General features: G+C 63.7%; 27 protein-coding genes. 18 read left to right on the top strand and 9 right to left on the bottom strand.

Going from position 1 to position 26345, the window contains the following annotated elements; translation table 11 throughout:
- The first annotated feature begins 101 nt into the window (after positions 1-101).
- From tsaB to J0O65_RS19480, 4 genes are read left to right on the top strand one after another with little or no spacing between them, the layout of a single operon-like run.
- Complete coding sequence (tsaB, locus tag J0O65_RS19465; RefSeq protein WP_215408881.1) at positions 102-827, top strand: tRNA (adenosine(37)-N6)-threonylcarbamoyltransferase complex dimerization subunit type 1 TsaB; 726 nt, start codon at positions 102-104, stop codon at positions 825-827.
- Positions 824-1333: a ribosomal protein S18-alanine N-acetyltransferase gene (rimI, locus tag J0O65_RS19470; protein ID WP_215408882.1), complete on the top strand. Its 510-nt coding sequence runs from the start codon at positions 824-826 to the stop codon at positions 1331-1333. Before tsaB ends, rimI begins: the two co-directional genes overlap by 4 nt.
- On the top strand, positions 1330-2229 hold the full coding sequence (locus J0O65_RS19475; RefSeq protein WP_215408883.1) for a uracil-DNA glycosylase: 900 nt from the start codon (positions 1330-1332) through the stop codon (positions 2227-2229). The genes rimI and J0O65_RS19475 overlap by 4 nt, the downstream gene beginning before the upstream one ends.
- Positions 2225-3160: a DUF1853 family protein gene (locus tag J0O65_RS19480; protein WP_215408966.1), complete on the top strand. Its 936-nt coding sequence runs from the start codon at positions 2225-2227 to the stop codon at positions 3158-3160. Before J0O65_RS19475 ends, J0O65_RS19480 begins: the two co-directional genes overlap by 5 nt.
- 63 nt (positions 3161-3223) lie before the next feature.
- Here J0O65_RS19480 and lplT read toward each other — a convergent pair whose 3' ends face one another.
- On the bottom strand, positions 3224-4486 hold the full coding sequence (gene lplT, locus J0O65_RS19485; RefSeq protein WP_215408884.1) for a lysophospholipid transporter LplT: 1263 nt from the start codon (positions 4484-4486) through the stop codon (positions 3224-3226).
- A 246-nt stretch (positions 4487-4732) separates the two neighbouring features.
- Between lplT and alr the strand changes: the two genes are divergently transcribed.
- From alr to fliD, 4 genes are all read left to right on the top strand, one after another.
- Positions 4733-5827, top strand: a complete 1095-nt coding sequence (alr, locus tag J0O65_RS19490; RefSeq protein WP_215408885.1) for an alanine racemase — start codon at positions 4733-4735, stop codon at positions 5825-5827.
- Between the two features lie 83 nt (positions 5828-5910).
- Positions 5911-7287 (top strand): DNA repair protein RadA, encoded by a 1377-nt coding sequence (gene radA / locus J0O65_RS19495; protein ID WP_215408886.1) that lies wholly within the window; start codon positions 5911-5913, stop codon positions 7285-7287.
- 131 nt (positions 7288-7418) lie between these two features.
- Complete coding sequence (locus J0O65_RS19500; RefSeq protein WP_353056216.1) at positions 7419-7739, top strand: PilZ domain-containing protein; 321 nt, start codon at positions 7419-7421, stop codon at positions 7737-7739.
- A 229-nt stretch (positions 7740-7968) separates the two neighbouring features.
- On the top strand, positions 7969-9354 hold the full coding sequence (fliD, locus tag J0O65_RS19505) for a flagellar filament capping protein FliD (protein ID WP_215408888.1): 1386 nt from the start codon (positions 7969-7971) through the stop codon (positions 9352-9354).
- 77 nt (positions 9355-9431) lie between these two features.
- Here fliD and J0O65_RS19510 read toward each other — a convergent pair whose 3' ends face one another.
- On the bottom strand, positions 9432-10202 hold the full coding sequence (locus tag J0O65_RS19510) for an AraC family transcriptional regulator (RefSeq protein WP_251373850.1): 771 nt from the start codon (positions 10200-10202) through the stop codon (positions 9432-9434).
- A gap of 130 nt (positions 10203-10332) precedes the next feature.
- Between J0O65_RS19510 and J0O65_RS19515 the strand changes: the two genes are divergently transcribed.
- The 3 genes from J0O65_RS19515 (at position 10333) to J0O65_RS19525 (ending at position 12876) form a co-directional block, all read left to right on the top strand.
- Positions 10333-11568 carry an MFS transporter gene (locus J0O65_RS19515; protein ID WP_215408890.1) on the top strand — a complete coding sequence of 412 codons (1236 nt, stop codon included), beginning with the start codon at positions 10333-10335 and terminating at the stop codon, positions 11566-11568.
- Between the two features lie 32 nt (positions 11569-11600).
- A complete protein-coding gene (rraA, locus tag J0O65_RS19520) occupies positions 11601-12095 on the top strand; it encodes a ribonuclease E activity regulator RraA (protein WP_215408891.1) in 495 nt (164 codons plus the stop codon).
- A 139-nt stretch (positions 12096-12234) separates the two neighbouring features.
- Complete coding sequence (locus J0O65_RS19525; RefSeq protein ID WP_215408892.1) at positions 12235-12876, top strand: choice-of-anchor C family PEP-CTERM protein; 642 nt, start codon at positions 12235-12237, stop codon at positions 12874-12876.
- Positions 12877-12932: 56 nt separating this feature from the next.
- Here J0O65_RS19525 and J0O65_RS19530 read toward each other — a convergent pair whose 3' ends face one another.
- Together J0O65_RS19530 and J0O65_RS19535 are read right to left on the bottom strand one after the other, a co-directional pair.
- On the bottom strand, positions 12933-13352 hold the full coding sequence (locus tag J0O65_RS19530) for a DUF4952 domain-containing protein (protein WP_215408893.1): 420 nt from the start codon (positions 13350-13352) through the stop codon (positions 12933-12935).
- Entirely contained in the window at positions 13339-13722 is a 384-nt protein-coding gene (locus tag J0O65_RS19535) for a MerR family transcriptional regulator (RefSeq protein WP_215408894.1), read from the bottom strand. Before J0O65_RS19535 ends, J0O65_RS19530 begins: the two co-directional genes overlap by 14 nt.
- Positions 13723-13804: 82 nt before the next feature.
- Between J0O65_RS19535 and J0O65_RS19540 the strand changes: the two genes are divergently transcribed.
- The 4 genes from J0O65_RS19540 to J0O65_RS19555 all read left to right on the top strand — a co-directional run bounded on the left by J0O65_RS19540 (position 13805) and on the right by J0O65_RS19555 (position 17240).
- Positions 13805-14242, top strand: a complete 438-nt coding sequence (locus tag J0O65_RS19540; protein WP_215408895.1) for a hypothetical protein — start codon at positions 13805-13807, stop codon at positions 14240-14242.
- Between the two features lie 101 nt (positions 14243-14343).
- Complete coding sequence (locus J0O65_RS19545; protein WP_215408896.1) at positions 14344-16161, top strand: DUF4153 domain-containing protein; 1818 nt, start codon at positions 14344-14346, stop codon at positions 16159-16161.
- Positions 16162-16336: 175 nt separating this feature from the next.
- Positions 16337-16759 (top strand): hypothetical protein, encoded by a 423-nt coding sequence (locus J0O65_RS19550; RefSeq protein ID WP_215408897.1) that lies wholly within the window; start codon positions 16337-16339, stop codon positions 16757-16759.
- Positions 16760-16919: 160 nt separating this feature from the next.
- Positions 16920-17240, top strand: a complete 321-nt coding sequence (locus tag J0O65_RS19555; protein ID WP_139335837.1) for a hypothetical protein — start codon at positions 16920-16922, stop codon at positions 17238-17240.
- 175 nt (positions 17241-17415) lie between these two features.
- Here J0O65_RS19555 and J0O65_RS19560 read toward each other — a convergent pair whose 3' ends face one another.
- From J0O65_RS19560 to J0O65_RS19585, 5 genes are all read right to left on the bottom strand, one after another.
- The gene (locus J0O65_RS19560; RefSeq protein WP_215408898.1) at positions 17416-18510 is read right to left on the bottom strand and encodes a S41 family peptidase; all 1095 of its coding nucleotides are present in this window, start codon (positions 18508-18510) and stop codon (positions 17416-17418) included.
- 34 nt (positions 18511-18544) lie between these two features.
- Positions 18545-19294, bottom strand: coding sequence for a LytR/AlgR family response regulator transcription factor (locus J0O65_RS19565; RefSeq protein WP_215408899.1), 750 nt, complete (start codon positions 19292-19294; stop codon positions 18545-18547).
- On the bottom strand, positions 19291-20346 hold the full coding sequence (locus J0O65_RS19570; protein WP_251373851.1) for a sensor histidine kinase: 1056 nt from the start codon (positions 20344-20346) through the stop codon (positions 19291-19293). The genes J0O65_RS19565 and J0O65_RS19570 overlap by 4 nt, the downstream gene beginning before the upstream one ends.
- A 929-nt stretch (positions 20347-21275) precedes the next feature.
- Entirely contained in the window at positions 21276-22139 is an 864-nt protein-coding gene (gene motA / locus J0O65_RS19575) for a flagellar motor stator protein MotA (RefSeq protein WP_071322869.1), read from the bottom strand.
- A 290-nt stretch (positions 22140-22429) separates the two neighbouring features.
- Positions 22430-23134, bottom strand: coding sequence for a hypothetical protein (locus J0O65_RS19585; protein ID WP_215408900.1), 705 nt, complete (start codon positions 23132-23134; stop codon positions 22430-22432).
- A 182-nt stretch (positions 23135-23316) separates the two neighbouring features.
- Here J0O65_RS19585 and J0O65_RS19590 point away from each other — a divergent pair, with 182 nt between their 5' ends.
- From J0O65_RS19590 to J0O65_RS19600, 3 genes are all read left to right on the top strand, one after another.
- Positions 23317-24375, top strand: a complete 1059-nt coding sequence (locus tag J0O65_RS19590; RefSeq protein WP_215408901.1) for an Lnb N-terminal periplasmic domain-containing protein — start codon at positions 23317-23319, stop codon at positions 24373-24375.
- An 85-nt stretch (positions 24376-24460) separates the two neighbouring features.
- Entirely contained in the window at positions 24461-25723 is a 1263-nt protein-coding gene (locus J0O65_RS19595; protein ID WP_215408902.1) for a DEAD/DEAH box helicase, read from the top strand.
- Positions 25724-25810: 87 nt separating this feature from the next.
- A complete protein-coding gene (locus J0O65_RS19600; RefSeq protein ID WP_215408903.1) occupies positions 25811-26269 on the top strand; it encodes a hypothetical protein in 459 nt (152 codons plus the stop codon).
- Positions 26270-26345: the final 76 nt, after the last annotated feature.

The raw sequence follows: 26345 nt of genomic DNA on the forward strand, positions 1-26345 counted from the left end.
GTCTGCCATTATAGCCGGGCCGGAGGGAGTGTTGTGCAATGCGGCAGCGGCGGTACGCACTGCGCACTGTAAGAACGTACAGGCACAGGTTAAAATACGCCATGCCTATCTTACTTCCCACTTTACTTGCTATTGAAACCTCGTCCGAACTGGCCTCCTGCGCCTTGTTGCGCGGCGATGCCATTCTGTCCCGTTCGTCGTCGGGCGTGCGCACCCATTCCCAGTCCATCTTGCCGATGGTGCAGGAATTGCTGGCCGAAGCGGGCGTCAGCCTGGCCGACGTCGACGCCATCGCCTACGGCTCCGGTCCCGGCTCGTTTACGGGCGTGCGCACGGCCTGCGGCATCGCGCAAGGCCTGGCCTACGGCGCGAATCTTCCTGTCGTGCCCGTTGTCACGCTCGATGCCATGGCCCTGGCCTGCCACCAGCAGCATGGCGCGCAAGGCATCGTGACCGTGCTCGACGCCCGCATGGGCGAAGTGTACTGGGCGCAATATGATTACCAGGATGGCTTGCGGATCGTTGCACCACCGGCCCTGAGCGCGCCGGCCGGCGTGGCGCCGCAAGGCGACGTCACCGGCTGCGGCAACGGCTTTAGTGCATACGCCGAAGCGCTGGCCGCGCTGCCGTGCGCCGCTACGGCCGACGCCGCCATCATGCCGCACGCCGTGCAGGTGGCGCAGCTGGCGCGTATCGCCTTTGCCGCCGGTCAGCACGTGACGGCGGCCGAGGCGCAGCCTTTGTATTTGCGCAACAAGATCGCCTACACGAGCGCGGAACGCCTCGACATGCAGGCCGCCAAGGCCGCCGCGGAGCCGGCGCAATGAGCGTGGCGGGCCAGGACGCAGTGACGCGGGCCGGCAGTGCCGCCGGCTGGGACTTGCTGCGCCTCGACTATCAGCCGATGCAGGAAGCGGACCTGGCTGAGGTGCTGGCGCTGGAACAGCGCGTGTATCCGCATCCATGGACACACGGCAACTTCGTCGATTCGCTCAAGAGCGGCTACCCGGCCTGGGTGCTGCGCGACGTCGATGGCACCTTGCTCGGCTACTTTTTGCTGATGCTGGTCGTCGACGAGGCGCACTTGCTCAACGTGGCCGTCGAGGGCGCCATCCAGGGCCAGGGACTGGGCCGCTTCCTGCTGAACCAGTCCTGCGCCTGCGCGCGCCAGCTGGGCATGGAATCGATGCTGCTGGAAGTGCGCCCGTCGAACGTGCGCGCACTGGACATTTATCAGCGCTACGGATTTGAACAGATCGGCCGGCGCAAGGGATACTATCCGGCCGCCAATTCGCAACGTGAGGACGCCATCGTGATGCGTTATACCTTATGAGCCGCAGCGCCGTTTTCCTCGATGAAATGGGCGTCGGGCCCCTGTGGCGCTTGCGCCAGGGCGCCGTACCGGAGGCGGTTGATGTCGCTGTCGCTCCCGTGGAAGTGGACGTCGCCGTGACGGCGCCTGCGGCCGAAACCGCTGAAGCCGTGATCGAGGTGGTCGCGGAAGTAGCCGCCGCAGTGGTCGTTGAAGCAGCCGCCGAGGTGCAGGCCGAGGCGCCCGTCGCCGTGGCCGCAACGCCCGTTCCCATCGCCGCGTCGGACGACACGGCCTGGTTCGACGACGCGCCGCCACCGCCGCCCGCCAGACAGCTGAGCGATACGGATATCGCCGCCCTCGACTGGGATGGCCTGGCGGCCGCCGTGGCCAAATGCGCGCGCTGCGACTTGTGCAAGACGCGCAAGGGCGTCGTCATGGGCCGTGGCGATCGCCAGGGCGATTGGCTGATGCTGGCCAGCAGCCCGTCGCGCCTGGAAGAGCGCGAAGGGCGCGCCTTGCCGGGCGAGCAGGGCAAGTTGCTCGACAATATGCTCAAAGCCATCGCCGTCGATGCGGGCAGCGATGTCTATATTTCGCACTTGCTGAAATGCCGTCCGCTCGACGAGGCGGGCCAGGAGCGCCTGCCCACCGAAGCGGAGTCCGCCGCCTGCCGCCCGTATTTCGACCGCGAACTGGCCCTGCTGCAGCCGCGCACCATCGTCACCCTGGGTTCGATGGCCGCCGCCGGCATCAATCCCGGCGAAAAGCCCGTGCGCGGCACCGTGCGCCAGCTGGGCAAGGCCTCGGTCGTGGCCACTTTCCATCCGGAAATGCTGCTGCAGGACGGGACGGGCAAGGCCAAGGCGCGCGCCTGGGCCGACCTGTGCCTGGCGAAAAGCACGCACGGTGATTGAGCCGGACGTAGGCACCTTCCAGGGCCGTTTCGAGCGCCGCTGGGGACATCTGACGCACCCCCGCGTGCGGGCGCTGGCCTGGCTGCTCGACTCGCCCGACTTGCTGGATCCCGCCAGCGGCCACTGGGGCGGGCGCATCGCCAGCTTGCCTCCCGTCACCCCAGCCGTGGCAGCATGGCTGGGGGCATTGCAGGAGGATCCGGCGCCGCTCGATGCGGCGCTGGGGCCGAAATTCTATTCCCGCCTGGGTCTGTATGCTGAAAAGCTGCTGGCCTTTTATTTTGAGCAGCAGGGACTGCTGGCAGCGCATGGCTTGCAGGTGCAGGTGAACCGCAACGACACGGTGGGCGAGTTCGATTTCCTGCTGCATGACGGAGATGGCTTGCTGCACTGGGAATTCGCCACCAAGTTCTACCTGCTGGAAGGCGCGCCCGATCCCGGCGTCTTCCACCACCTGATCGGCCCTAACCTGGCCGACACGCTCGGTTTGAAGATGCGCAAGATCCTCGACAAGCAACTGGCCTTGTCCCGCCATCCGGCCGCGCAAAGCCTGCTGGCGCAGCCCGTGCGCGCGGCGCAGGCGCTGGTCAAGGGCTGGCTGTTCTATGCGGCAGGCGCCATGCCTGGCATGGACGGTATTTCGCAAGGACACGGACACGGCTTCTGGTGCGCGCCGGCGCACTTGCCGGCACAGCGCTATGTCGTGCTGCCGCGCTTGCAATGGCTGGCTCCGTTCAAGGGGCGCGAGGTGGAGGTGCTGGATGCCGACGCCTTGCGCGCGCGCTTGTTTGATCTGGCGCAACCGGTGATGGTGGTCACGGTGGATAATGTCGAAGGCTGGGAAGTGGAGCGCACGCGCGGGTTTGTCGTGCCGCCTGACTGGACGGAGCAGGCTGCCGCGCGGCGGCTGGCTGGAGCTTTGCCGATTTAAAACTCTTAACCCCAAAAAATCCGGGGTCAGACCCTCAGGGTCTGACCCCAGCCTTTGCTGGGTTTAATGTTTCTGTTCGCCAATCAAGGAAAGATTGTCGTGTTCCAGTTGGTTCAGCTTGTGCTTGCGCATGATCATGTACATGGTGCCGGCGACGAACAGGCCGAACAGGGTGATGATGATATTGAGCGGCAGGTGCAGGCGGATCATGATGGAATACACGGCCAGCATGGTCAGAATCGACAGGTTTTCATTGAAGTTCTGCACGGCGATGGAATGGCCTGCGCTCATCAGCACGTGGCCGCGGTGTTGCAGCAGAGCGTTCATGGGCACGACGAAAAAGCCCGACAGGGCGCCGATCAGGATCAGCAGCGGGTAGGCGATCCACACGGAGTGCACTTGCGTCATCAGCATGACGATGACGCCCATGGCGATACCCAGCGGAATGACGGTCAGCGATTTGCGCAGCGGAATGAAGCGCGCCGACAGCACGGCGCCGGCGGCCACGCCGATGGCGACCACGCCGACCAGGCTGGTCGCCTTGTCGAACGGCATGTTCAACGATTGCTTGGCCCATTCCAGCACGATCAGTTGCAAGGTGGCGCCGGCGCCCCAGAACAGGGTCGTCACGGCCAGGGTGATCTGGCCCAGCTTGTCTTTCCACAGGATGGAATAGCAATTGGCAAAATCGGTGATCAGTTTGATAGGATTGCGTTCCTGGTGCGGATAGACGCAGCCCGTGTCGGGAATCTTCAGGTTGGCCAGGGTTGCCAGCGCATAGATGCCGACCACCACGCACAGGGCCGCTTCCGTCTTGCTGGTGATGCCCGTGTCGATCAGGGGGAAGTCGAACGAGAGCAGCAGGTCGGACACGTGGCCGCTGACGAGCGCGCCACCCATGACGGTGCCGAGGATGATGGAGGTGACGGTCAAGCCTTCGATCCAGCCATTCGCCGCCACCAGCTTTTCCGGCGGCAGCAGTTCCGTCAGGATGCCGTACTTGGCGGGCGAGTACACGGCCGCGCCAAAACCGACGACGGCATAGGCCAGCAAAGGGTGCACATGGAAGAAGACGAGGGCGCAGCCGAAAATCTTGACCATGTTGGCGATGAACATGACCTTGCCTTTGGGCAGAGCATCCGCGAAGGCGCCGACAAAAGCGGCCAACAGCACGTAAAACAGCACGAACGACAATTTGAGCAGCGGCGTGATCCACGCCGGGGATTTCATGGACACCAATAAATCGACGGCGACAAAAAAAAGGGCGTTATCTGCCAGCGAGGAAAAGAACTGCGCCGCCATGATGGTATAAAAACCACGATTCATTCTGGATTGCCTGAAATCATATCTGGCTTGCTTTATACCACGAAAAAACGGCAAACCCCAAGTTTGGACGGGGCTGCTTTGCATCCTCTTGCCTAAGCGAAGCTTAATTATTCTGCCGTAGAAAAATACACACACATGTGAGCATTTTATAAATAATGTCCTCTGTGCACGATCGTGGCGTCTGCCGTGTCCGCGTACTGTGCATCCGGTAAAATACGGCTTTCCCACTTGCCGTGTGTCACGCTTATGCCCAGGCCTCTCCTCGCCACCATCCATCTCGATGCCATGCAACACAATCTGGCGCGCGCCCGTGCCGGCGCCCGCGGCGCCAGGGTGTGGGCCGTCGTCAAGGCAAATGCCTACGGCCATGGCCTGGAACGGGCCATGCGGGGGTTTGCCGAGGCCGATGGCCTGGCGTTGGTCGAGGTCGACTACGCCGTGCGCTTGCGCGAACTGGGCTGGACCAAGCCCATCTTGCTGCTGGAAGGTTTTTTTGACGCCAGCGATTTGCCTGTCATGGCGCACTATGGCTTGAACGGCAGCGTGCATTGCGAGGAGCAGATCGCCCTGCTGGAAGAGGCGCGCCTGCCGCGCGCCATCGACGTGCACCTGAAAATGAATACGGGCATGAATCGCCTGGGCTTCACGCCGCAAGCCGTGGCGGGGGCCTATGCGCGCTTGCGCGCCATGCCGCATATCGGCACGATCACCCTGATGACGCATTTCGCCAATGCGGACGAGGCCGCGCCCACGCGCTTGCCCCTGGAGCAGCAGATGCTGCGTTTCGAGGCGGGGGCGGCCAGCATCGGCACATCATTGCCGCGCAGCCTGTGCAATTCGGCCGGCGTGCTGATGCACCAGCTCGACAGCGACTGGGTGCGCCCCGGCATCATGCTGTACGGCGGCACGCCCAGTGGCGCACCGGGCGGCACGTCCGCGCAAGCGTTCGGCTTGCTGCCCAGCATGACCTTGCGCAGCAGCATCATCGGCATCCAGCATATCGCCGCCGGCGAGGTGGTGGGCTATGGCAGCCGCTACGAAGCGGCCGGCAATATCAAGGTGGGCGTGGTGGCCTGCGGCTATGCGGACGGCTACCCGCGCCATGCGCCCGAAGGCACGCCCGTGCTGGTCGATGGCGTGCGCACGGGCCTCATCGGCAGGGTCTCGATGGACATGCTGATGGTCGATCTGACGCACGTGCCCGGCGCGCGCGTCGGCAGCAGCGTGACCTTGTGGGGCCAGGGCATGCCGATCGACGAGGTGGCCCTGGCCGCCGGCACCATCGGCTACGAGCTGATGTGCGCACTGGCGCCGCGCGTGCCCGTGGTCGAAGTGACATAGTGACGACGGCCCGCCGTTTGTATATACTGTGAATCCACTGTATATATAAACAGCAGTTTCACCTTACCCGGGCAAAGTACACCATGGCAAAAGTCAAGACCATCTACACCTGCAGCGATTGCGGCGCCATCAGCAACAAATGGATGGGGCAGTGCACCTCGTGCAACCAGTGGAACACCATGGTGGAAAGCCTGCCCGAGACGGGCGGGAATAACCGCTATTCGAACCCGCAGCACATGTCGCTGGCGCAGACGGCGCCCGTGCTGTCGCTCGACGATATCGACGCCATCGACGTGCCCCGCTTCGGCACGGGCATCGAGGAATTCGACCGCGTGCTGGGCGGCGGCATGGTGGCCGGCGGCGTGGTGCTGATCGGCGGCGACCCCGGCATCGGCAAGTCGACGCTGCTGCTGCAGGCGCTGGCGAACATGTCGCACCACAAGCGCGTGCTGTACGTCAGCGGCGAGGAATCGGGCGCGCAGATCGCCCTGCGCGCCAAGCGCCTCGTCATCGACGCCAAGGAACTCAAACTGCAGGCGGAGATCCAGCTGGAAAAGATACTGTCCACCTTGAACGACCTGAAGCCGGAAGTGGTGGTGATCGACTCCATCCAGACCGTGTATTCGGACGCGCTCAGTTCGGCGCCCGGTTCCGTGGCGCAGGTGCGCGAATGCGCGGCCCAGCTGACGCGCGCGGCCAAGCAGACGGGGGTGACCATCATTCTGGTCGGCCACGTGACGAAAGAGGGCGCGCTGGCCGGTCCCCGCGTGCTCGAACACATCGTTGACACGGTGCTGTACTTCGAGGGCGACGCCCATTCCAGCTTCCGCCTCGTGCGCGCCATCAAGAACCGTTTCGGCGCCGTCAATGAACTGGGCGTGTTTGCCATGACGGAAAAGGGGCTGAAAGGGGTGTCGAACCCGTCCGCCCTGTTTCTGTCGCAGCACGACAACCAGGTGCCCGGCTCCTGCGTGATGGTGACGCAGGAGGGCACGCGTCCCTTGTTGGTGGAAATCCAGGCCCTGGTCGACACCAGTCACTTGCCGAATGCGCGCCGGCTGTCCGTCGGCCTGGAGCAGAACCGCCTGGCCATGCTGCTGGCCGTGGCGCACCGCCACGCGGGCATCGCCGCCTTCGACCAGGACGTGTTCATCAATGCGGTGGGCGGCGTGAAGATCACGGAGCCGGCGGCCGACCTGGCCGTATTGCTGGCGATCAATTCATCGATGCGCAACAAGCCGCTGCCACGGGGGCTCGTGGTGTTTGGCGAGGTGGGGCTGGCCGGCGAGATCCGCCCCGCGCCACGGGGCCAGGAGCGCTTGCGCGAAGCTGCCAAGCTGGGCTTTACCTTGGCCGTGGTGCCGAAGTCCAACCTGCCCAAGCAAGTCATCGAAGGCATCAAGGTGATCGGCGTCGAGCGCATTGACGAAGCGTTTAACAAGTTGCGCGACCACGAGTAAAAGTTGGTATGGTTTAAATGCCAAGCTTGAGACAAGTCAAACAGAATTTCCGTTTAGAACTATAATATTTGTCCGATGGATGCGTTTCGCGCATCCGTATCGACAATGCATAGATAGAGAAGCGGAATACAGTGTCAGTTGAGCAAAGGCAGGGCACACGCAAGATATTGCGTGCCAAGGCAATGTTGGTCATGGATGGCGCGGGCCCGGTGGCGGCGCGCACCCTCGATGTGGGGCCGGGCGGCATGTCGGCCGTCATCGCGGAGCCGGTGCCGACAGGCAAGCAGGGCAAGGTGCTGTTCGAGCTGTTTTACGATGGCAAGGCGCACATCATCGAGGCGCGCACGTCCGTGTCGCACTGTATTTTCAGCAGCGCCGGTTTCAAGGTGGGACTCACTTTCCAGCAGTTGGACATGGCCGTCAGCAGCGCCATTTCTAAATTCATGCGCTGAGGCACGCCCGAAGCCAAGCGCCAGGTGATTGCGCTAAAATGGTGCATATGGGTTTGCAGTCAGGAAAAACTTGTTCTGTTCGCTGTTTTGATATTCCGGTAATACTGCATAATTATTAACCAGAAGAGGGACGCCGCCGCGCCACGCGCGCCTGTCGTCCGTTTCCAGCGCTGCACGGTCAGGACCTGAACCGTGCGCCATGACCTTACACCTGACGGGAACGCCTACCATGTTTAATTCGACCATCAACAGCAGGGCTTTTACCAACAACACGCAGCAGACGACGCAGGGCAATATTTCGGCCGATGTGTATGCGAAGGTGGAGCGCCAGATGCAGTCGCAAAACACGGGCGTCGTCAAGCTCAACGCCAGCCTGGCGCGCGACCAGGCCAAATTCTCGGGCCTGGGCCAGCTGCAGTCGGCGCTGGCGAAATTCCAGACCGTGGCCAAGAACATGGCCGGCAGCGGCCTGGCCACGTCGGCCACGTCGAGCAGCAAGGATGTGCTGAGCGCCACCACCACCGACAAGGCCGTCAGCGGCAGCCATGAGCTGAACGTGAAGCAGCTGGCGCAGGGGCAGACCCTGCTCAGCGGCGCGCAAAAATCCTCGAGCGCGGCCATCGGCACGGGCGCTCCCGCCCTGGTCAAGATCGAAGTGGGCACGGCCGACGGCAAGCAATTTACGCCTGGCAGCGGCAAGATCATTGCGCTGACCATCGACAGCAGCAACAATAGCCTCGACGGCATCGCCGCCGCGCTCAAGCAGCAGGGCATCGACGCCAGCGTGGTCAAGGGCCCCGATGGCTATTCGCTGGCCCTGAACGGCAAGAGCGGCGCCGACAGCAGCATGCGCATCAGCGTATCGGGCGACGCGGCCGTCAGCAATCTGCTCAGCTATGCGCCCGGCGCCGGCAAGGGCATGCAGCAGACGGCCGCCGCGCAGGACGCGCTGCTCACCGTCGATGGCAAGGACATCAAGAGCGCCACGAATACCCTGACGACGGCCGTCGAGGGAGCCACCATCGAATTGAAGAAAAAGGGCACGACGGACCTCGTCATCGCCAAGGACAGCAGCCAGATCGCCAGCAACGTGGCCAGCTTCGTCACGGCCTACAATGAGCTCAACAGCAAGCTGCAGAGCTTGCAGCAGGGCGATTTGAAGTCCGACACGGCCCTGGGCCAGGTGCGTTCGCAGATGGAGCAAGTGCTGCGCACGGCCAGCACGGGCGTGCCTTCCTCGGTCTTGAGCAGCGCGGGCGTGACCTTGGGCAAGAGCGGCGAACTGGTGCTCGACGACAAAAAACTCAAGGCGGCCATCGCGGCCGATCCTGACGCCGTCAGCAAGATGTTCACCAATAACGGCAAGGGCGTGGCGGACCAGTTCGCCAGCAAGATCGGCGAGCTGACGGGCGAAACGAGCATCATCCGCAAGGAGGTGCAGACGGTCGGCAAGGAGATCACGACGCTCACCAACAAGAAAGCCGTGCTGGCCAAGGCGCTGACGGCGCAGGCGCAGGCGCTGGTGAAGGCGTATTCGGCGCAGGAACAGATGGGCGCGAATTCGGCCCTGCCTGGCTATACGGGCAAGAATTCCCTGTTTGACTTCATGGCTTGAGAGCGCACCGCTAAAGCGCCCATGGCGGCGTTGCACCGCCTTGCCCTGAACGCCGTACCGGCGCGCTTTCCAGCTGGCTAGATTCTGTCGCCCTGGGCAAAGAAGGCCGATGGCGAGCTGCCGAAGGTCTTCTTGAACATGGCGGAAAAGGCCGACTGGCTGGCATAGCCCAGTTCTTCGGCCACCTGCGACAGCGGCACGCCGCGCGCGATCAGCGGCGCCGCGTGGGCCAGGCGCACTTGCTGGCGCCACTGGCCAAAACTCATGCCCAATTCCCGTTCGAACAGCCGCGCCAGGGTACGCTCCGAGGCGCCGACCTGCTGCGCCCAGTGTTCCAGGGTCTGGTGCGAGCCCGGTTTCTCGATCAGGCCGTCGCACAGGGTTTTCAGACGCTTGTCGCTGGGCAAGGGCACGCGGATGGGACGCGTGGCCGAGCGTTTCAATTCATCGAGGATCAGTTCGGCCAGCAGCGCCTCGCGCACCGGTTCCTGGCCCGGGTCCAGCTGTTCCAGCGCCATGATCAGCTGGCGCAGCAGGTTCGACACTTCCAGCACCTTGCAGTCGTGGCCCGCGAACGGCGCGCGCGCGGCATGGATGCACAGGGGGCGCAAGCGGGTTTTTTCCAGTATCGTGACGGCATGCTCCACGTGGGGCGCGATCCAGATGGCGCGCATGGGCGGCAGCACCCAGCTGCTGTTGTTGGCGGTAATGCGCAGCACGCCTTCGAGCGCCAGCGTGACCTGGCCCCAGGGATGGCTGTGCGGTAACAGGAATTCATCGGGTTGCAGGTCGCGCGCGATCATGGTCACGGGGACGGTCGCGCTGGGCGCTTCCCGTGGCGGACACATACGGGTATGGTGGAGGATAGGTACACCCATCAGCTTGGCCTTAATTCGATAAATTATGTCGTTCTGTCGGAAAACGGACGATGGTATTTTGCATACACTTGAGCTTCACCAGTATAAGACAGGGTATGACATGATAACAACTCACTCGGCATCCGGACTCCCCACCTTGCGCAGCGATGCGCGCGTCATCGCCCTGGTGGGGCTGGCGCATGGCGTATCGCACTTTTATCACCTGATCCTCGCGGCCCTGTTCGTCTGGCTGAAACCCGCCTTCGGCCTGTCGTATGCGGAACTGGGGCTGCTGATGACGGTGTTCTTCATCATCTCGGGCGTGGGGCAGGCGCTGGCCGGCTTTGTCGTCGACCGCTTCGGCGCCCGCGCCGTGCTGTTTTCCGGCATTTTCCTGCTGGGCGTGTCCGCGCTGGCCCTGTCCGCCGCGCACAGCTATGCGGCGCTGATGCTGGGCGCCATGCTGGCCGGCATGGGCAACAGCGTGTTCCATCCGGCCGACTATACCATCCTCAACCAGCGCGTCTCGGCGGCCCGCGTGGCCTACGGCTTTTCCGTGCATGGCATCAGCGGCAACATCGGCTGGGCCCTGGCTCCCGTGTTCATGACCTATGTCGCCACGCAGTATGACTGGCGGGTGGCGCTGCAATGCGCGGCCGTGCTGCCGTTTGGCGTGCTGCTGATCCTGTTCCTGAACCGCCACGCCATCCGCCCCGAGCCATTGAAGAAGGCCGCGCCGGGCCAGGTCGCCGGCGGCGAAGGCACGCTGGACTTCCTGCGCCTGCCCGCCGTATGGATGTGCTTTGCCTTCTTCTTCATCACCGCCATCGCCCTGGGCGGCATCCAGAGCTTTGCCAGCGTGGCCCTCGTCAAGCTGTACGGCATGAGCCTGGCCCTGGCCACCAGCGCCTACACGGCCTATATGCTGGCCTCGGCCGTGGGCATGCTGGCCGGCGGCGTGGTGGGCGCGCGCAGCCAGCAGCCGGACCGCAACGTGGCGATCGCCTTTTCCGCCGCGGCGCTGCTGGCCGTGCTGCTGGCCATGGCCGTCGTGCCGGCCTGGGGCGCCGTGGTGCTGATGGGCGCCATCGGCTTGACGTCCGGCGTGGCGGGCCCGTCGCGCGACCTGATGATACGCGCGGCCGCGCCGAAGAATGCCACCGGGCGCGTGTATGGCGTCGTGTATTCGGGCCTCGACAGCGGCCTGGCCGTGGGGCCTTTGTTCTTTGGCGCGCTGATGGATGGCGACCATCCGGCCCTGTTGTTCGTCTTCATCGGCGTGTTCCAGGCGCTGGCGATTGCCACGGCCGTGGGCGTGGGCGGCAAAACACGTGCCGCCGCGCTGCAAAAGGCATAGAATCGTTGCCATCTGCAACGAAAGGAGTCCCCATGACCTTTGCCACCACCGACCTGTGCGACGACTATGCGGCCATGCTGGACGATGGCACCCTGGCCGTGCTGCCGCCCGTGTACCGCGCCTTCGGCCAGCGCGTGCGCTTCAGCGGCCCCGCCACCACCTTGCACGTGTTCGAGGACAACGCGCTTGTGCGCAGCACCCTGGAAACGCCGGGCCGGGGCCATGTGCTGGTGATCGATGGCGGCGGCAGCCTGCGCCGCGCGCTGGTGGGCGGCCAGCTGGGCGTGCTGGCCGAAAGCAATGGCTGGGCCGGCATCGTCGTCGATGGCTGCATCCGCGACAGCGAGGAAATCAATGTTTGCCAGATCGGCGTGCGCGCCCTGGCCACGCATCCGCGCAAGAGCAACAAGACGGGGGCCGGCCAGCGCGACGTGCGCGTGCAGATCAGCGGCGTGGCCGTACACCCGGGCGACTGGATCTACGCCGATGCGGACGGCATCCTGGTGGCGCGACACGAACTCGATTGAACTGCCTTCCATCTAGTGGAGATCGTTGCAAATTGTTCACATTAAATATATTTTTGCAAAGTTCTTTGATTTTCATCATGGCTGAGATATGATTTCACTTAAGGTAACTTTAATGTTAATTAAGCAAGGATCGCAGACCATGAAAATCGCCACCATCGCAGCAGTTGTCGCCCTGTTTGCCGCAGGCACCGCCAGCGCCAGCCCCGTCAACCTGATCACGAATGGCAATTTTGAAACGGTCGCTCCCGGCTACACGTTTTCCAGCGGCTTCCATGTCGTCAACAGCGGTTCCTCGGCCATTACAGGCTGGACCGTTGGCGCCAGTTCCGTCGACTTGATCCGCAATGCGTACAACGCCATCGATGGCTACAGCATCGACATGCTGGGCACGCCTGGTCCTGGTTTCCTGTCGCAAAATTTCAATGTCGTTGCCGGCCAAACCTATCAGCTGAGCTTTGACATGGCGCGCAATTCCGGCGGCCCCGCAGGCCAGGGCGTGGCCGTCAATTTTGGCGGCGTGGCGCAGAACTTCTATTCGACGGCCGCCGTCTCGAACACCTTGTACGGCAATACCTTGAGTTTCACGGCCGGCGCCACCGGCCTGGCGACCCTGTCGTTCTCCAGCGCCGCCAAGGCGGGCACGCCGTTCGACAATTACTCGGGTGCCGTGATCGACAACGTGTCCGTGATGGCCGCCGTGCCGGAACCGGAAACCTATGCCATGCTGCTGGCCGGCCTGGGCCTGATGGGTTTCCTGCGCCGCCGCAAGGCAGCCAAGTAAGCCAGCCTGACCCCACGCAAAACCGCCTGCTGCGTCGCACGGGCGGTTTTTGTCGTTCAGGGGTCTGTCGCGTAGCCGTCGACCTGCACGACAAAGCGCGCGATCCGCGGCCAGGCGGCGCGCGTGCGCACCGGCGTTTCTTCCGTGGCCATGAACATGACGTAAGCGTAGCCCGTGCGCCGGTCGCGCCAGGAATGGCGCGTGCTGTCCCACATGCAGCAATAGCGCTTGAGCCTGGGCAAGCCATACGCGCGCCGCAGATACGCTTCCGCCTGCTGCGCATGCCTGCCATCGATTTCGTAGCGCGCTTCGAACGGTTGGTCCTGGCGTTGCATATTCTGCTGGCAACCCTGGTAGACGATGTAGGCGGGCTTCTGGCCCTGCCTGGACAGGAAATCGCCGCAGGCCAGCTCGGCCGCCTGCGCGCCACCCGCGGCCAGCAGGCATAGCCACGGCAGCAGTTTAGCGGGCCGCATCGGCGTCTCCCCGCAAGGGACAGGCCGCCGCCTGCTGCTCCATGCGCCGCGCCAGTTCGCCGCGCAGCTGGTTCAGCCCGGCGATGCGCGCATCGATGTCGGCCAGCTTGCGCGCCAGCGCCGCGCGCAGCTGTTGCGCCATGGCCGGATCGCCCGCGCCGGCCAGCAGCGGCATGTCGGCCTCGATTTCGGCCAGGGTAAAGCCCAGCTGCTGCGCGGTGCGCAGGTAGCGCAGCCAGTCCGCCGCCTCGGGCGGATAGTCGCGGTAGCCATTCGCGCCGCGCCGCGCGCGCAGCAAGCCGCGTTTTTCATAAAAGCGCAGGGTATCGCGGCTCAAGCCCGTCGCCTGCGCCATCTCGCCGATCTGCATGGAGGTATTCCTTCATAAAATGCTTGACCATGGAGTGTACTCCAGCCTTGAAAATGGGTGCTTTCCATACACAGGAGTTCGCATGTTATCCGTTGTTGCTTTCCGCCGCCTGGTGCGCGCCAGCGCCATTTACGATGTCCTCATGACGGCCCCGTTTGCCACGCCGTGGACGTTTTTGCTCATGCGCGAGCACTTGAGCGCGCTCAACGTGGGCCTGGGCGGCTTGCCGCTGCCCGTCTTCGGGCCGTTCCATCTCCTCATCAGCAGCCTGTTTGGCAGCGTGGTGATGGTCTGGTCGGTGCTGCGCATGCGCGATCCGCAGCCGCGCTTCGGCCGCTACGACGCCGTGGCCCGCTACCTGTTTTCCACCTGGATGGCGTGGGCGCTGCTGATGACGGGCCAGCCTTTGCTGTGGCTGTTCCTCGTGCCGGAGCTGGCCTGGGGCCTCGCGCAAAGCTTGCCGGTGCGCCGCGGCGAGGGCGGGCGGGAAGGGCATGCGCGCGAATCGTTGTTGAGATGACGATAACGAAATGCAATAATGGCCGTGCTCGCAGTGCAGCAATGACTGCAATGAACGACTCTAAGGGAATGACTATGCCGCAGGATGCCGCAGGAAAAAACATGGTGTTGCTCGATCCGGTGGTGGCGCCGCGCATCGCGGTGACGCGCCTGGTGACGGGCCTGCTGCAAGGCTTGCTGCTGTACTGGCTGTACAGCACGGCGCAAGACAAGGTGTGGCCCGCCACGGAAGCGTATCTGCTGGGCCCGCTGATGCTGATCAGCCTGCTGCTGCCCATCCTGCTGGTGTCCAGCCTCGGCCACATGTCGATCAGGCGCATCGCCCTGTGGATGGCGGGCGCGGCGGCCGTGATGGCCGTGCTGGCCTGGCACGACGTGGCGCGCGGCGCCGAGCACGTGATCTGGGGCAATTACAAGCCGGGCGCGCCGCTGCGCGTGATCTCGGCCCAGCTGTTCGGCTTTAGCGTCGTGGGCTTCTATATCGCCCACGCGCTGGTGCTGGCCAGCGCCCAGGATGGCCGGCGCATCGCCCGCTATCCCACCTATTTTGAAATCGCCTGGAAGCTGGGCATCCAGCTGCTGTTCTCCCTGCTGTTCGTGCTGGGCCTGTGGCTGGTGCTGTGGCTGGGCGGGCAGCTGTTCCTGCTGATCAAGCTCAGTTTCCTGAAAAAGCTGCTGGGCCAGGCCTGGTTCGTGATTCCCGTCATCTGCTTCGCCTTTTCGTTCGCCATCCACATCACCGACGTGCGCCCATCCATCGTGCGCGGCATCCGCACCTTGCTGCTGGTGCTGCTGTCGTGGCTGATGCCGATCGCCGCCGTGCTCGTCTCCGGCTTCCTGCTGACCTTGCCCTTCATCGGCTTCGAGCGCCTGTGGGCCACGCGCCATGCGGCGTCCGTGCTGCTGGGCATGGCCGGCGTGCTGGTGGTGCTGATCAATGCCGCCTTCCAGAATGGCGAAGTAGGCCATGGCGTGGCGCGCGGCATCCGCCTCGGCACGCGCCTGGCCTGCCTGCTGCTGCCGTGGGTGGTGGGCATCGCCATCTATGCGCTGACCCTGCGCGTGATGTCGCATGGCTGGACGGCCGACCGCCTGATCGCTGCCGCCTGCCTGCTGGTCGCCACCTGCTACGCCGTCGGCTATGCCTGGGCGGCCAGCAAGTATGGCGACTGGCTGCACCTGATCGCCAATGTCAACGTGGCCACCGCCTTCGTCACCCTGCTGGCACTGTTCGCCCTGTTCTCGCCGCTGGCGGACCCGGCGCGCATTTCCGTGGCCAGCCAGATGGCGCGCCTGGACAGCGGCAAGATAGGCGTGGACAAGTTCGATTTCGAATACCTGCGCTTCCAGGGCGCCCGCTACGGCCAGGCGGCCCTGCAGGAATTGACGAAGCGCACGACGGGGCCGGACGCGGCCATCGTGCGGGCCCGCGCCGAGGCCATGCTCAAGCGCCAGAACCGCCTCGACGAGACGGGCGCGCTGAGCGACGTGTCGATCAACCTGACCCTGCGCCCGGCCACGGCGAAGCTGCCGGAGAGCTTCCTGCGCCAGGACTGGACGCAAGTGGGCCCGGCCTGGCGCCTGCCCGCCTGCCTGAAGCGGGCAGGGCCGCAGTGCGATGCCTACCTGCTCGATTTCGATGGCGACGGCAAGCAGGACGTGCTGCTGATCAGCAATGACCCGCGCGCTTCCTCGGTGTTGCTGGCGGAAAAGGACGATGGCAGCTGGACCGCGCGCGGGCAAATCCCCGTGGACGCCCTGCGCTGCAAGCCCCTGCGCGAGAAACTGCAGGCGGGCGAGTTCCAGCTGGTGCCGCCGAAGGTGCGTGAACTGGAAGTGGACGGCCAGCGCGTGCCGATGACCTTATATACACCAGAGGACGAGGTCAGCTGCCCGGATGACACGGCGCCTGGCCCGTAAATGGCCGGGAGAAGACTTGGCGCGGCTGATAAAACCGCTTGCTTGTTATGAAGGCAATAACTTCGTGCGCTCAGTCATTCGCCCGTCCGCTAGCGGCCAAAAGCGGCCAGGAGCGGACCTTCGCCGACTGGCAGCTTCGGGCCGACGGAAAATTCATAATTATCGGGAGTTCTATATGGACGGCGAGCAGCTCGTAGAAAAGATTTTGCAATCTCTCGTCGAGCTGGAGCAAGAGGGGGAACTCGTTCTCACAACCAACTCTGGTTCTAGCGTAGCGAGATACATTCTGGACTCGGCATTAAAACAACTAGTCACTACTTTTCGTGACTCGGACGCACCGATAGAATGCACGATGCCGCATCTGCTAGAGCAAACTATCGATGAGGTAAAGAAACGGTTTGGGGTGCCGAGTCAGCGCGCTCGAGAGATTACAGGCTCCTATTACAACCGGTTACTTGCACGTCTAACAGTTGAGAAGATTGCTGAACTTTACTGGCACGATACCCCTAGCGAGATGGCGAGGCGTTCCTACTACCGCGTTGAATTGGACAGGGACGACAGCGAGTTTGAATACCTAGACTGGCGTCGTAAGCACTGAGCTTTGCCTGCTATCATTTCATTTGTACGGCGGCTTTGGGTCGAATCCAGGCTGTAGTGGGACGCGCTGGATTTTCGTACTGACGACCTGCTATGCTGAGCTGAACGGCCTGGTTCGGCCAAGAGAGGTCGTTAATGCTGCCAGTCGCTCGCTCCAATTTATGGAACATAAGCCTGTGAAAGTAAAAAATATTCTATATGCGGATATCTTCCGCGACGGCGGATCGTACGGATTCGGTTTTGATTCAGACGATGGCAATCAGTATGAATTTTTTCTCCAGACCACTGTCTTTTCGGCTGCACAAGATACGACACATCACGCGCCAGTGATTTACCTTGACGACTGTAACAGCGGGCGCGTAGTTCGCTCCCTTTCGTGGGAAGAAGCGAAAAAATTCGTCGAGTCTTTACACTACAGTGACCAGCGGTTTGATGAGCTTGTGAATATCGTTGCAAACGAAGGAAAGAGATTTTTCAATTAGGCGGCTTGTGATTTCCATCCAACTGGCGACGTCCGCAATGGGGCGCAACCTGCCAACGACGGCACGCGGCTAAAAAGCCGCCGTACGTGACGGCCTTCGCGACGAGAATGCGTCATGTACCGCGCGAACGCCGTGAGCACGCCGCGCCGTGCTTCCTGCATGCGCGCGGCTATGCTTAACGCTCGCCCCTGAGCGTGTAGACCGGTTTATCGGATTCACCTTTCTCCACCATCGCAAGCAGGCGCTGCAGTTCTGTGCGTTCCTTGCCCTCCTTTGCGGATGACACCAGGGTGCGCAGGATGGTGACGTGCGCCGTCTGCAGCGCCTGCGCTGCGGGCACGGCGATGTCCGGTTTCACGCCGACGTGCTCCCAGTTGGTCTTGGTGACGGCATTGGTCGCGCGCGCGGTCGGGATCGCAACAATGATGTCCTGCCCCACGCCGTACCAGCTCACGGGATTGGAGCCGCCGCCGGTGGTTTCGCCGACCAGGATCCCGCGCTTCTGCGCCTGGATGCCATACGAAAAGTCCTCCCCGGCGGAAAACGTGCGGGCCGAGGTCAGCACGTAGACGGGCTTGTCGTAGCGCTGTGCGACCGTCTTCACGGTCCAGAACTGCCGCGTCGTACCGGTCGGGCGATCGTACATGTCGATCAGGTGACGCTCGTCGCCGAGCGGAAAGAAATGACTCATCAGGTATGCCACGCTGGCCGGGCTGCCGCCGCCGTTGCGGCGCAGGTCGAGGATCAGCGCGTCCGTCCCCGCCATGAGCGACATCGCCGCCGTGTATGCCGCGCCGACGAATTCCGGGCCGCCGAAGCCGCGCAGCTCGATATAGCCGACGTTGCCGGGAAGGCGTTCGATCTTCTCGATGTCATAGCCGCGCCGCGCGGCCTGCTCGCGCCATTCTTCCATCTTGGCGCGGTCAGGCACGTCTGCGCTACCGCTGCGCTCACGAAAACCTTCGTAAACCGTGGTGCCGAAATGCAAGTCGCCGCTCAGTTCCCGCAAGTCCTGCGCCAGCACCGCACTGAACGCCTGCGCGCTGGCGGCGTTCGCATAGCCTCCATCGGCATTTTTCCTGGCGATCGCGATGCCGACCCGTTCGGCCACCGCTGGCTCGATGTAATTCGCATTCATTTTCGCGACCAGCGTTTGCACGATCGCAGTGCGACCGGACGCGTTCAAGGCGGCGTCCGGCGCCGCAGAGGCGTGCAATGACACCAGCGCGCCCAATACGACAGCGGCGACAAACTTTTTTCTACCTAACATACATTCCTCCAGGTTGGACTACGAAGCGTGTGATTCATTCGGCTTTCTTGTCGAGGCGTTGCAGCGCCTCCGTCAGGGCGGGCATATAGGAGCGGCTGGCGCGCAGCACACTGCCGTCGCGCAGGCGCAGCATGGCGTCCCGGTTGGTCAGCGAGCGCAGCTCGGCGATCATGTCCAGCCGCACGATGGACGAGCGGTGCACGCGGTGGAACTGGCGCGGATCGAGCTGCATGGCCAGGTTGTGCAGGCGTTCGCGCACCAGCCAGGTCTTGCCGTTCGCATGCAGGCAGGCGTAGTCGCCGTCGGCCTCGATGCGCTCGACTTCCGCAACCGGCACCAGCACCGTGCGCGATCCGACACGCACGCTGAAAGTGCGCGCTTTCGGCACTGCCAAGGCTGCGGCGCGGGCATGGCCGCGGTAGGGAAAAGCCTGCTGAGCACGCTCAAGGGCTTCATCGAAGCGTTCGTCATCGACGGGCTTGAGCAGGTAATCGAGGGCGGCCAGTTCAAACGCTTGCAGGGCGAAGCCGTCGTAGGCGGTGAGCAGGATCGCCATCGGCCGCTGCGCCGGCGGCAGGGCGGCCAGCACGTCGAGGCCTGATTTGCCCGGCATTTCGACGTCGACGAACACCAGGTCGGGCTGCAGCGCCACGATACCTTCATAGGCGCTGGCGCCGTCACCGAATTCGCCGACCAGGGTGAAGGCGTCGCGCCGGGCCAGCCTGACCTTGACCGCCAGCCTGGCCAGCGGCTCGTCATCGACGATCACGACCCGGATGGTCATGCCGCCGCCTCGATGCCGCGCAGCGGCATGGAAATCTGCACGTGGAAGCGACCGTCCGGACGCCAACCTGCATCCACCTCTTGCTCCGCGCCGTACAGGTGGCGCAGGCGCTCCCTGACGTTGGCCAGGCCGATGCCGCTGCCCGCCGGCGCACGCTGCTGGCCATCGTTGCGCACGTCGATGAGCAGGCGCGCGCCGGCGCGCTCGACCAGAATGTCGAGTCGCCCGGGAGCGGCCAGCGGCGCGATGCCGTGGCGGATCGCATTCTCGACCAGCGGCTGCAGCATGAGGTAGGGCACGACGCAGTCCAGCAGGTCGGGGCCGGCCTTCATCGTCAGGCGCAGGCGCTCGCCGAGGCGCGCCTTTTCGATGGCGAGGTAGGCGTCGAGCAGGGCCAGTTCATCGGCCAGCGAGTGCTCGTGGCGGCCGTCGTGTGCGAGGGTGGCGCGCAGGAACTCGGACACGCACGCGAGCATGCGGTTGGCTTCACGGTTGGACTGGGCCGACACCAGCGCGGAGATCGCGTTCAGGGAGTTGAACAGGAAGTGCGGATTGACCTGCAGGCGCAGCGCGCGCAGCTCCGCGTCGCGCGCCGCGCTTTGCGCCTGGGCCAGATGCAGGCGGGCCTGTTGCAGCGACAGGTAATACACCGCCACCGCATGGACCGCGCAGAACGCGACCAGCGCCAGCCAGCAGCTATCCAGGCCCCGTGCCAGATATTGCCATTGGTAGCCCGTCTCCCGTCCGATCGCGATCCCAAAGCTCTGTCCCAGAAAGGCGTTCGTAATCGCCATCGCATAGGTGGTCGCCAGCAGTATCGATCCCATGCGCAGCCAGGACCAATCGCGGCGCCACATGGCCCGCTGCAGCAGCGTCAGCGGAATCAGCCACAGCAGGCAGGCGACGAAGAAAAGCGTACGAAAGGCAACGATATAGCCATTGCTGTAGGCGGGCAGGCCGAGGATGGCCATGCAGGCGCACACCGGCAGTGCGGCCAGCACGGGAACGAACAAGGGGGTGTCGACTTTCACGCTGGCTTTCCAGAAATGCAATTCCGCAATTCTATCGTTTCAGTCACCCATCGAACAGCAAGCAAAACACGCATGGAAAGTCCCGCGGCAGGAAAGCTGTCACCTTAAGCGACAGCCGGACGGCGGCATAGTCAAATGCGCCGACCCGTGCATGCCCTGCGGCCAGCCGGTTCGCGCTTGCGGTGAGGGGTTCGCGCGACTATGTCACTGCGGAATGGGCTGATGGGCGCATGCGCTACACGCCAATGGCGTCACTGCTGACGATGTGCGTTGCGGCGATTGGCGTGAAGGAGAAAATATCTTGATGCCGGGCTGGAGAAGCGCCTTGAAATCTGAGTTGGGCCGACTTTGGCTGCGCACATGATCTCTTCCTGGACTACGAGGTTGTCATTTCGTCAGATTGGCGCAGGGACGCCGCTAGCGTGGCGGCCTGAGTCAGAAATGGCACCTGGCATCTGAATGGGACATCGTGGAGAAGTATGCCGGATCGACCCGCAAGCCATCGCTCACGTGCCCGTCACTTTTTGCGTTTTCTGTATTTGTTGATATTCTGGAGGAACTCTTTTTTCGCCAGCGTGTCGATGTTGTGTGCCGCCACCCGTCGCCGGGACGGCGCACCGCTTGCCCATTCCACCTTCACCGAGGAAGCCGGGAAACGCCATGCATAAACAGATCATCCTCAACCTGCCCGTGAAGAACCTGGACACATCCAGGGCCTTCTTTTCCGCGCTCGGCTTTTAGCTTCGATCCCCGCTTCAGCGGCGAGAACGCGGCCTTCATGCACATCGTCGACGGCGCCATCGAGGCCATGCTGACGGCCGTAGCCTTCTTCCAGTCCCTGATCGACAAGCCGGTGGCCGCATACCGCATCCGCCCGAGGACCATGGCTTCATGGATGACCAGGGTTTCGAGGCTGGACGGCCCCGGAAACCTGAGGCGAACGGGCCGGATCAGTTCTTCGTGCGCACCTGGCGCACGTGGTTTTCCAGTTCGCTGAACGACGGGCGTTCCGTGGCGGAAATGACCTTGCGGCCGAATTCCACGGCCAGCGCCGGCGCATAGCCGTTCAGGCTGGCCAACAGGGTCACTTTCACGCACTGGTACATCTTCGCCGTTTCATGGTGCTTGCGGCGCAGCAGGCTGGCCAGCGGGGCGATGAAGCCATAGGCCAGCAGGATGCCGATGAAGGTGCCCACCAGCGCCTGCGCGATCAGCACGCCCAGTTCGGCCGGCGGCAAGCCGACGGAGGCCATCGTGTGCACCACGCCCATCACGGCGGCGACGATGCCGAAGGCGGGCATGGCGTCGGCCAGCTGCGAAATGGTCTGGATCGGCATTTCCGCATCTTCATGGTGCGTCTCGATCTCGTTATCCATCAGGTTTTCGATCTGGTAAGCATCCATATTGCCGGACACCATCAGGCGCAAATAATCGGTGATGAATTCCAGGATGTGCTCGTCACCGAGCGTGTACGGATATTTCACGAAGATGGGGCTGCGGTAGGGGTCGTCGATATCGTCCTCGACCGACATCAAGCCTTCCTTGCGGATCTTGCTGAGGATTTCATACATCAGGCCCATCAATTCCATATAGCGCGCCTTCGTGTATTGCGCACCGTGGAACAGGGTGGGCAGGGCGGCGAACGTGGCGCGGATGGCCTTGGCGTCGTTGCCGACAAAGAAGGTGCCCAGCGCGGCGCCGCCGATCATCAGCAGTTCCAGCGGCTGGAACAGGGCCGCCAGGTGGCCGCCCTGCATGGCGAAGCCGCCGAAGACGGAAAACAGCACGACGAGAAATCCGAGTATGACTAGCAAAACTTACTCCTTCATAATATTGCCATATCGCAATATTGTAGTTTAACCTGATTCGGTCGCCGTGGCCGCTTTCGGCTGCAACTGCTGGCCGAGAAAATTGATAAAAGCGCGCACTTTGGCGGGCAGCAGGTGCCGGCTGGTCGCGCAGCCGTTGCGTTCCGCGCGGCGCCCACCAGATGTCGCTGACTATCGTGGCGGGCCTGAGTCTGGGCGTGGAAAACGGCCACATCACCATGCCGGAACTCATCGGCATCGGCTTCGAGGGCAAGGCCAGCCTGTATGCAATAGGCTCAAGCCGGCGCCTGCCGTTTGCTCTGCGCGGCGGCGCTGGTCTTTTCCCAGCGGAACAGCCACATGATGATCAATTTGGTCGTGGCGCTGACGCAGGCCAGCAGCAGCAAGGGCCAGCCCGTCTCCAGGCCCATGACGCAGGCGAAGAAGATGGTGCTGGCATCCATCGCCAGGATGAACTGGCTCATCGTCAGCGACACGGCGCCCGTCCTGCCCGAGCGCCAGATCAAACGGATCTGGTGCGCATAGCCCTGCGCCAGCAGCACGGTGACGGCGACGATCAGGCTTTGCGAGAGCACGCGCTTTTCGTCCGTGAAGGTGGGGCCGAAGGCGAGCCCCGCCACGCCCGCGCCCAGCAGCAGCGCGCAGGCCAGCAGCGCACGGCGCGCCGCCACGCTGCGGCGGTCGCGATGGATCTCGTACAGGATGGCCAGCGCGATCAAGGACGCGATCAGGCGGGGCCAGACGATGTAGTGGTTGAACGGCGTGATCGAATAGCCATACACAAAGAACGCGCAGTAGGCGAGGAAGCTGACGGTGAACTGGTTGAGCGACAGGATGTCCGTCGTTTTGCCGGCGCCGACCCCGGCATCGCCCTTGCGCCGCCAGATCTTTTTCAGCTGCGACCACAGGCCAAGCAGGCTGACGACGATGAAGAGCGAGTTGAGGCTGCCGGCGAGGGCGTAGAGGGATTGATGCTGCAAGGTATCTCCTGGAAAGGCCAGGGCGCCGCTGCCGTGGCAGGGCGCCTTGTCTATACATTTTATTTTGGCAATATGCTCTCATGAAATAAATTGGCGGGCAAGCAATGCTTTTAATGCTGCGGCCTGTGTCGCGGCACTTGCCTGAACGCACCTGTTCCCCCGCTTGCCCCTATAATTGCGGCATGACTTTCTTATCACATCGTGCCCGCTGCGTGCTGGGCACCCTCGGCAAAATGGCCGTTTCCCTGATTCTCCTGTTGACCGCGCTGTGGGGTGCGCTGGCGTTGTGGTACCAGTTGTCCGGCGGCACGGCGGCGCAAGCCATCGGCGCGCTGCTGTGGGGCGCGCTCGGCGTGGCCAGCATCGCGCTTTGGTGGACGCGCGGCGATGCGCGCGTGCTGCTGCCGTATGCGGCCGGTTTTCTGCTGCTGCTCGTGTGGTGGAGTCTGATCACGCCGAAGCAGCAGCGCGTGTGGGCCGACGATGTGGCGCGCAACGTCACGGGCACGGTGAAGGGCAGCACCGTCACCCTGGACAATGTGCGCAATTTCGACTGGCGCAGCGACGACGATTACACGGTCAGGTGGGAACAGCGCAGCTACGACCTCGACGAGCTGCGCACGGTCGACACGGCGCTGTCGTACTGGACGGGGCCGTACATCGCGCATACCCTGATCTCGTTCGGTTTCGCGGACGGGCGCTTCCTGACGTTTTCCATCGAAATCCGCAAGGAAAAGGGCGAGAGCTTTTCCGCCATCGGCGGCTTTTTCAAGCATTTCGAGATGAGCCTGATCGCCGCCGACGAGCGCGACATCCTGCGCGTGCGCACGAATGCGCGCGGCGAGGACATGCATCTGTACCGCGTGATGATGCCGAAAGCGGCCATGCGCTCGCTGTTCCTCGCCTACCTGGACGAGGCGCAGGCGCTGAAGAACCAGCCGCAGTTCTACAATACCCTGACGGCCAATTGCACCACCATCGTCTTCGAGATGGTGCGCCGCATCGTGCCCGGCCTGCCGCTCGATTACCGGTTGATGGCCTCGGGCTACCTGGACCGCTACCTGTTCGACGTCAAGGGCCTGGTGCCTGGCTTGACCTTCCAGCAGCTGCGTAGCGGGGGCCACATCACGGCGCGCGCGCGGGCCGCCAACGACGATGCGGACTTTTCGCACGCCATCCGCCGCGGCATGCCGGGCTACGATGAAACGGGCTTTCCGCAGCTGCAAATGCCCAGGCAGTAAGCGCCTGCTTTATACTGTCGCTATTCCGACCGGCCGCACATTGCGGCCGGTCTCACTTCATGACTAAATAATAAGAAGGCCCGCTATGCCATTTTCCTCCCTGGGTCTGATTCCCGCCCTGGTCCGCGCCGTCGACAAGGCCGGCTATGCCGCGCCGACGGCCATCCAGGCGGCCGCCATTCCCGCCATCCTGCGCGGCAGCGACGTGCTGGGCGCGGCGCAGACGGGCTCCGGCAAGACGGCGGCCTACGCGCTGCCGCTGCTGCAGGCGCTGATGGCGCCCGTTTCCGGCCCGCGCCAGGTGCGCGCGCTGATCCTCGTGCCCACGCGCGAACTGGCGGCGCAGGTGGGACAGACGGTGCACGCGCTGGCCAAGCCGCTGCCCGTCAAGCTGAAGATTTCCGTGCTGTTCGGCGGCGTGTCGATCAATCCGCAGATGATGGACTTGCGCGGCGGCGCCGATATCGTCGTCGCCACGCCGGGCCGCCTGCTGGACCTGGTGCGCCAGAACGCCGTCAAACTGGGCGGCGTGTCGCTGTTCGTCCTGGATGAAGCCGACCGCCTGCTCGACATGGGTTTCAGCGAAGAGATCAACGCCATCCTGGCGCTGCTGCCCAAGCAACGCCAGAACCTGTTCTTCTCGGCCACCTTCCCCGACAGCGTGCAGGCGCTGGCCGACAGCCTGCTGACGGAGCCCGTGCGCATCGAAGTGGCGTCCGAACCGCAGGACAAGCCCGACATCGTGCAGCGCGCCATCACGGTCGACGTGCCGCGCCGCACGCAGCTGCTGCGCTACCTGATCCTGCAGCAGCAGTGGGAGCGGGTGCTGGTGTTCGTCGCCACCAAGTACGCGGCCGAGCACGTGGCCGACAAGCTGCAGCGCGCGGGCCTGCACGTGGGCGCCTTGCACGGCGAATTCAGCCAGGGCACGCGCAGCCAGCTGCTGGCCGACTTCAAGGCGGGCCGCTTGCAGGTGCTGGTCGCCACCGACGTGGCCGCGCGCGGCATCGACATCGCCGGCTTGCCGGCCGTCGTCAATTACGATTTGCCCCGTTCGGCCGTCGACTACACGCACCGCATCGGCCGCACGGGCCGCGCCGGCGAAAGCGGCACGGCCATCAGTTTCGTGACGGCCGATACGGAAGCGCATTTCCGCCTGATCGAAAACCGCAACGACTTGCGCATCGTGCGCGAAGTGGTGGCCGGTTTCGAGCCGACGCAACTGCCCGCGCCCGTCAACCCCGCCACGGACACGCTCAACGGCGGCGTGAAGGGCGCGCGCAAGAGCAAGAAGGATAAATTGCGCGAGGCGGCAGCCATGGCGGCGAAGGCGGCCGAAGGCAATTAAATCCGCCTTATGTGCGCTGGCCGCTTGAACGGCCGGCCATCCCGCTCTAAGATGATGTTTCTATAAAGCAAGGGGACGGCAATGCACATGACAATCATCAAGCGCGCGGGCGCGTTGGCTGGCGCGCTGGCGCTGGCCGCTTGCGCCGGCATGGGCGGCCAGCATGGCACGGCCGGCATGCAGATGCCGGGCAAGGCGCCGGCCGATGCCGCCGTGGCCGCCACCTGGTACAACCCGCCCAGCGAATTTCCCGGCATTTGCCTGACCCAGTTCAAGGATGGCAGCCTGCGTTTCGACGGCGGCTTCGCCTTCTATAATCCGGGCCGCTGGGCGTACGATGCGGCCACGTCGGAGCTGCGTTTGCAACTGGCGCCAACCCCTTCGCTGGAACTGTCGCACGCGCAAATCGTGCAGCACCTGAACCTGCTGCGCATCGAGGCGGACAAGAACACGCTGGTGTATGGCGTGAAAGCCGATACCAGGGCCATCGGCCTGGGTGGCTTTGTGTTTTACCGCGACACGCCGTGTCCGGCACGGCGCGGATAAGGTGCCATCGCTGAATATTTAGTCGTATAATTTCTACGCAAGCTGGTTGCCGCGCAAGGCGCGCAAGATGGTCGCG

Origin of the sequence: Janthinobacterium sp. JC611 (genome assembly GCF_018682595.1) — a bacterium.
In the GTDB taxonomy this organism is placed as follows: Bacteria; Pseudomonadota; Gammaproteobacteria; order Burkholderiales; family Burkholderiaceae_D; genus Janthinobacterium.

Excerpts from the sequence above, each read along its gene's own strand:
- rimI (WP_215408882.1), top strand. The coding sequence starts at position 824 with ATGAGCGTGGCGGGCCAGGACGCAGTGACGCGGGCCGGCAGTGCCGCC.
- radA (WP_215408886.1), top strand. The coding sequence starts at position 5,911 with ATGGCAAAAGTCAAGACCATCTACACCTGCAGCGATTGCGGCGCCATC.
- J0O65_RS19540 (WP_215408895.1), top strand. The coding sequence starts at position 13,805 with ATGTTATCCGTTGTTGCTTTCCGCCGCCTGGTGCGCGCCAGCGCCATT.
- J0O65_RS19510 (WP_251373850.1), bottom strand. The coding sequence starts at position 10,202 with ATGTGTCCGCCACGGGAAGCGCCCAGCGCGACCGTCCCCGTGACCATG.
- lplT (WP_215408884.1), bottom strand. The coding sequence starts at position 4,486 with ATGAATCGTGGTTTTTATACCATCATGGCGGCGCAGTTCTTTTCCTCG.
- J0O65_RS19515 (WP_215408890.1), top strand. The coding sequence starts at position 10,333 with ATGATAACAACTCACTCGGCATCCGGACTCCCCACCTTGCGCAGCGAT.
- J0O65_RS19535 (WP_215408894.1), bottom strand. The coding sequence starts at position 13,722 with ATGCAGATCGGCGAGATGGCGCAGGCGACGGGCTTGAGCCGCGATACC.
- J0O65_RS19565 (WP_215408899.1), bottom strand. The coding sequence starts at position 19,294 with ATGACCATCCGGGTCGTGATCGTCGATGACGAGCCGCTGGCCAGGCTG.
- J0O65_RS19475 (WP_215408883.1), top strand. The coding sequence starts at position 1,330 with ATGAGCCGCAGCGCCGTTTTCCTCGATGAAATGGGCGTCGGGCCCCTG.
- tsaB (WP_215408881.1), top strand. The coding sequence starts at position 102 with ATGCCTATCTTACTTCCCACTTTACTTGCTATTGAAACCTCGTCCGAA.
- alr (WP_215408885.1), top strand. The coding sequence starts at position 4,733 with ATGCCCAGGCCTCTCCTCGCCACCATCCATCTCGATGCCATGCAACAC.
- J0O65_RS19530 (WP_215408893.1), bottom strand. The coding sequence starts at position 13,352 with ATGCGGCCCGCTAAACTGCTGCCGTGGCTATGCCTGCTGGCCGCGGGT.
- J0O65_RS19525 (WP_215408892.1), top strand. The coding sequence starts at position 12,235 with ATGAAAATCGCCACCATCGCAGCAGTTGTCGCCCTGTTTGCCGCAGGC.
- J0O65_RS19600 (WP_215408903.1), top strand. The coding sequence starts at position 25,811 with ATGACAATCATCAAGCGCGCGGGCGCGTTGGCTGGCGCGCTGGCGCTG.
- J0O65_RS19595 (WP_215408902.1), top strand. The coding sequence starts at position 24,461 with ATGCCATTTTCCTCCCTGGGTCTGATTCCCGCCCTGGTCCGCGCCGTC.
- fliD (WP_215408888.1), top strand. The coding sequence starts at position 7,969 with ATGTTTAATTCGACCATCAACAGCAGGGCTTTTACCAACAACACGCAG.
- rraA (WP_215408891.1), top strand. The coding sequence starts at position 11,601 with ATGACCTTTGCCACCACCGACCTGTGCGACGACTATGCGGCCATGCTG.
- J0O65_RS19550 (WP_215408897.1), top strand. The coding sequence starts at position 16,337 with ATGGACGGCGAGCAGCTCGTAGAAAAGATTTTGCAATCTCTCGTCGAG.
- J0O65_RS19560 (WP_215408898.1), bottom strand. The coding sequence starts at position 18,510 with ATGTTAGGTAGAAAAAAGTTTGTCGCCGCTGTCGTATTGGGCGCGCTG.
- J0O65_RS19555 (WP_139335837.1), top strand. The coding sequence starts at position 16,920 with ATGGAACATAAGCCTGTGAAAGTAAAAAATATTCTATATGCGGATATC.
- J0O65_RS19590 (WP_215408901.1), top strand. The coding sequence starts at position 23,317 with ATGACTTTCTTATCACATCGTGCCCGCTGCGTGCTGGGCACCCTCGGC.
- J0O65_RS19545 (WP_215408896.1), top strand. The coding sequence starts at position 14,344 with ATGGTGTTGCTCGATCCGGTGGTGGCGCCGCGCATCGCGGTGACGCGC.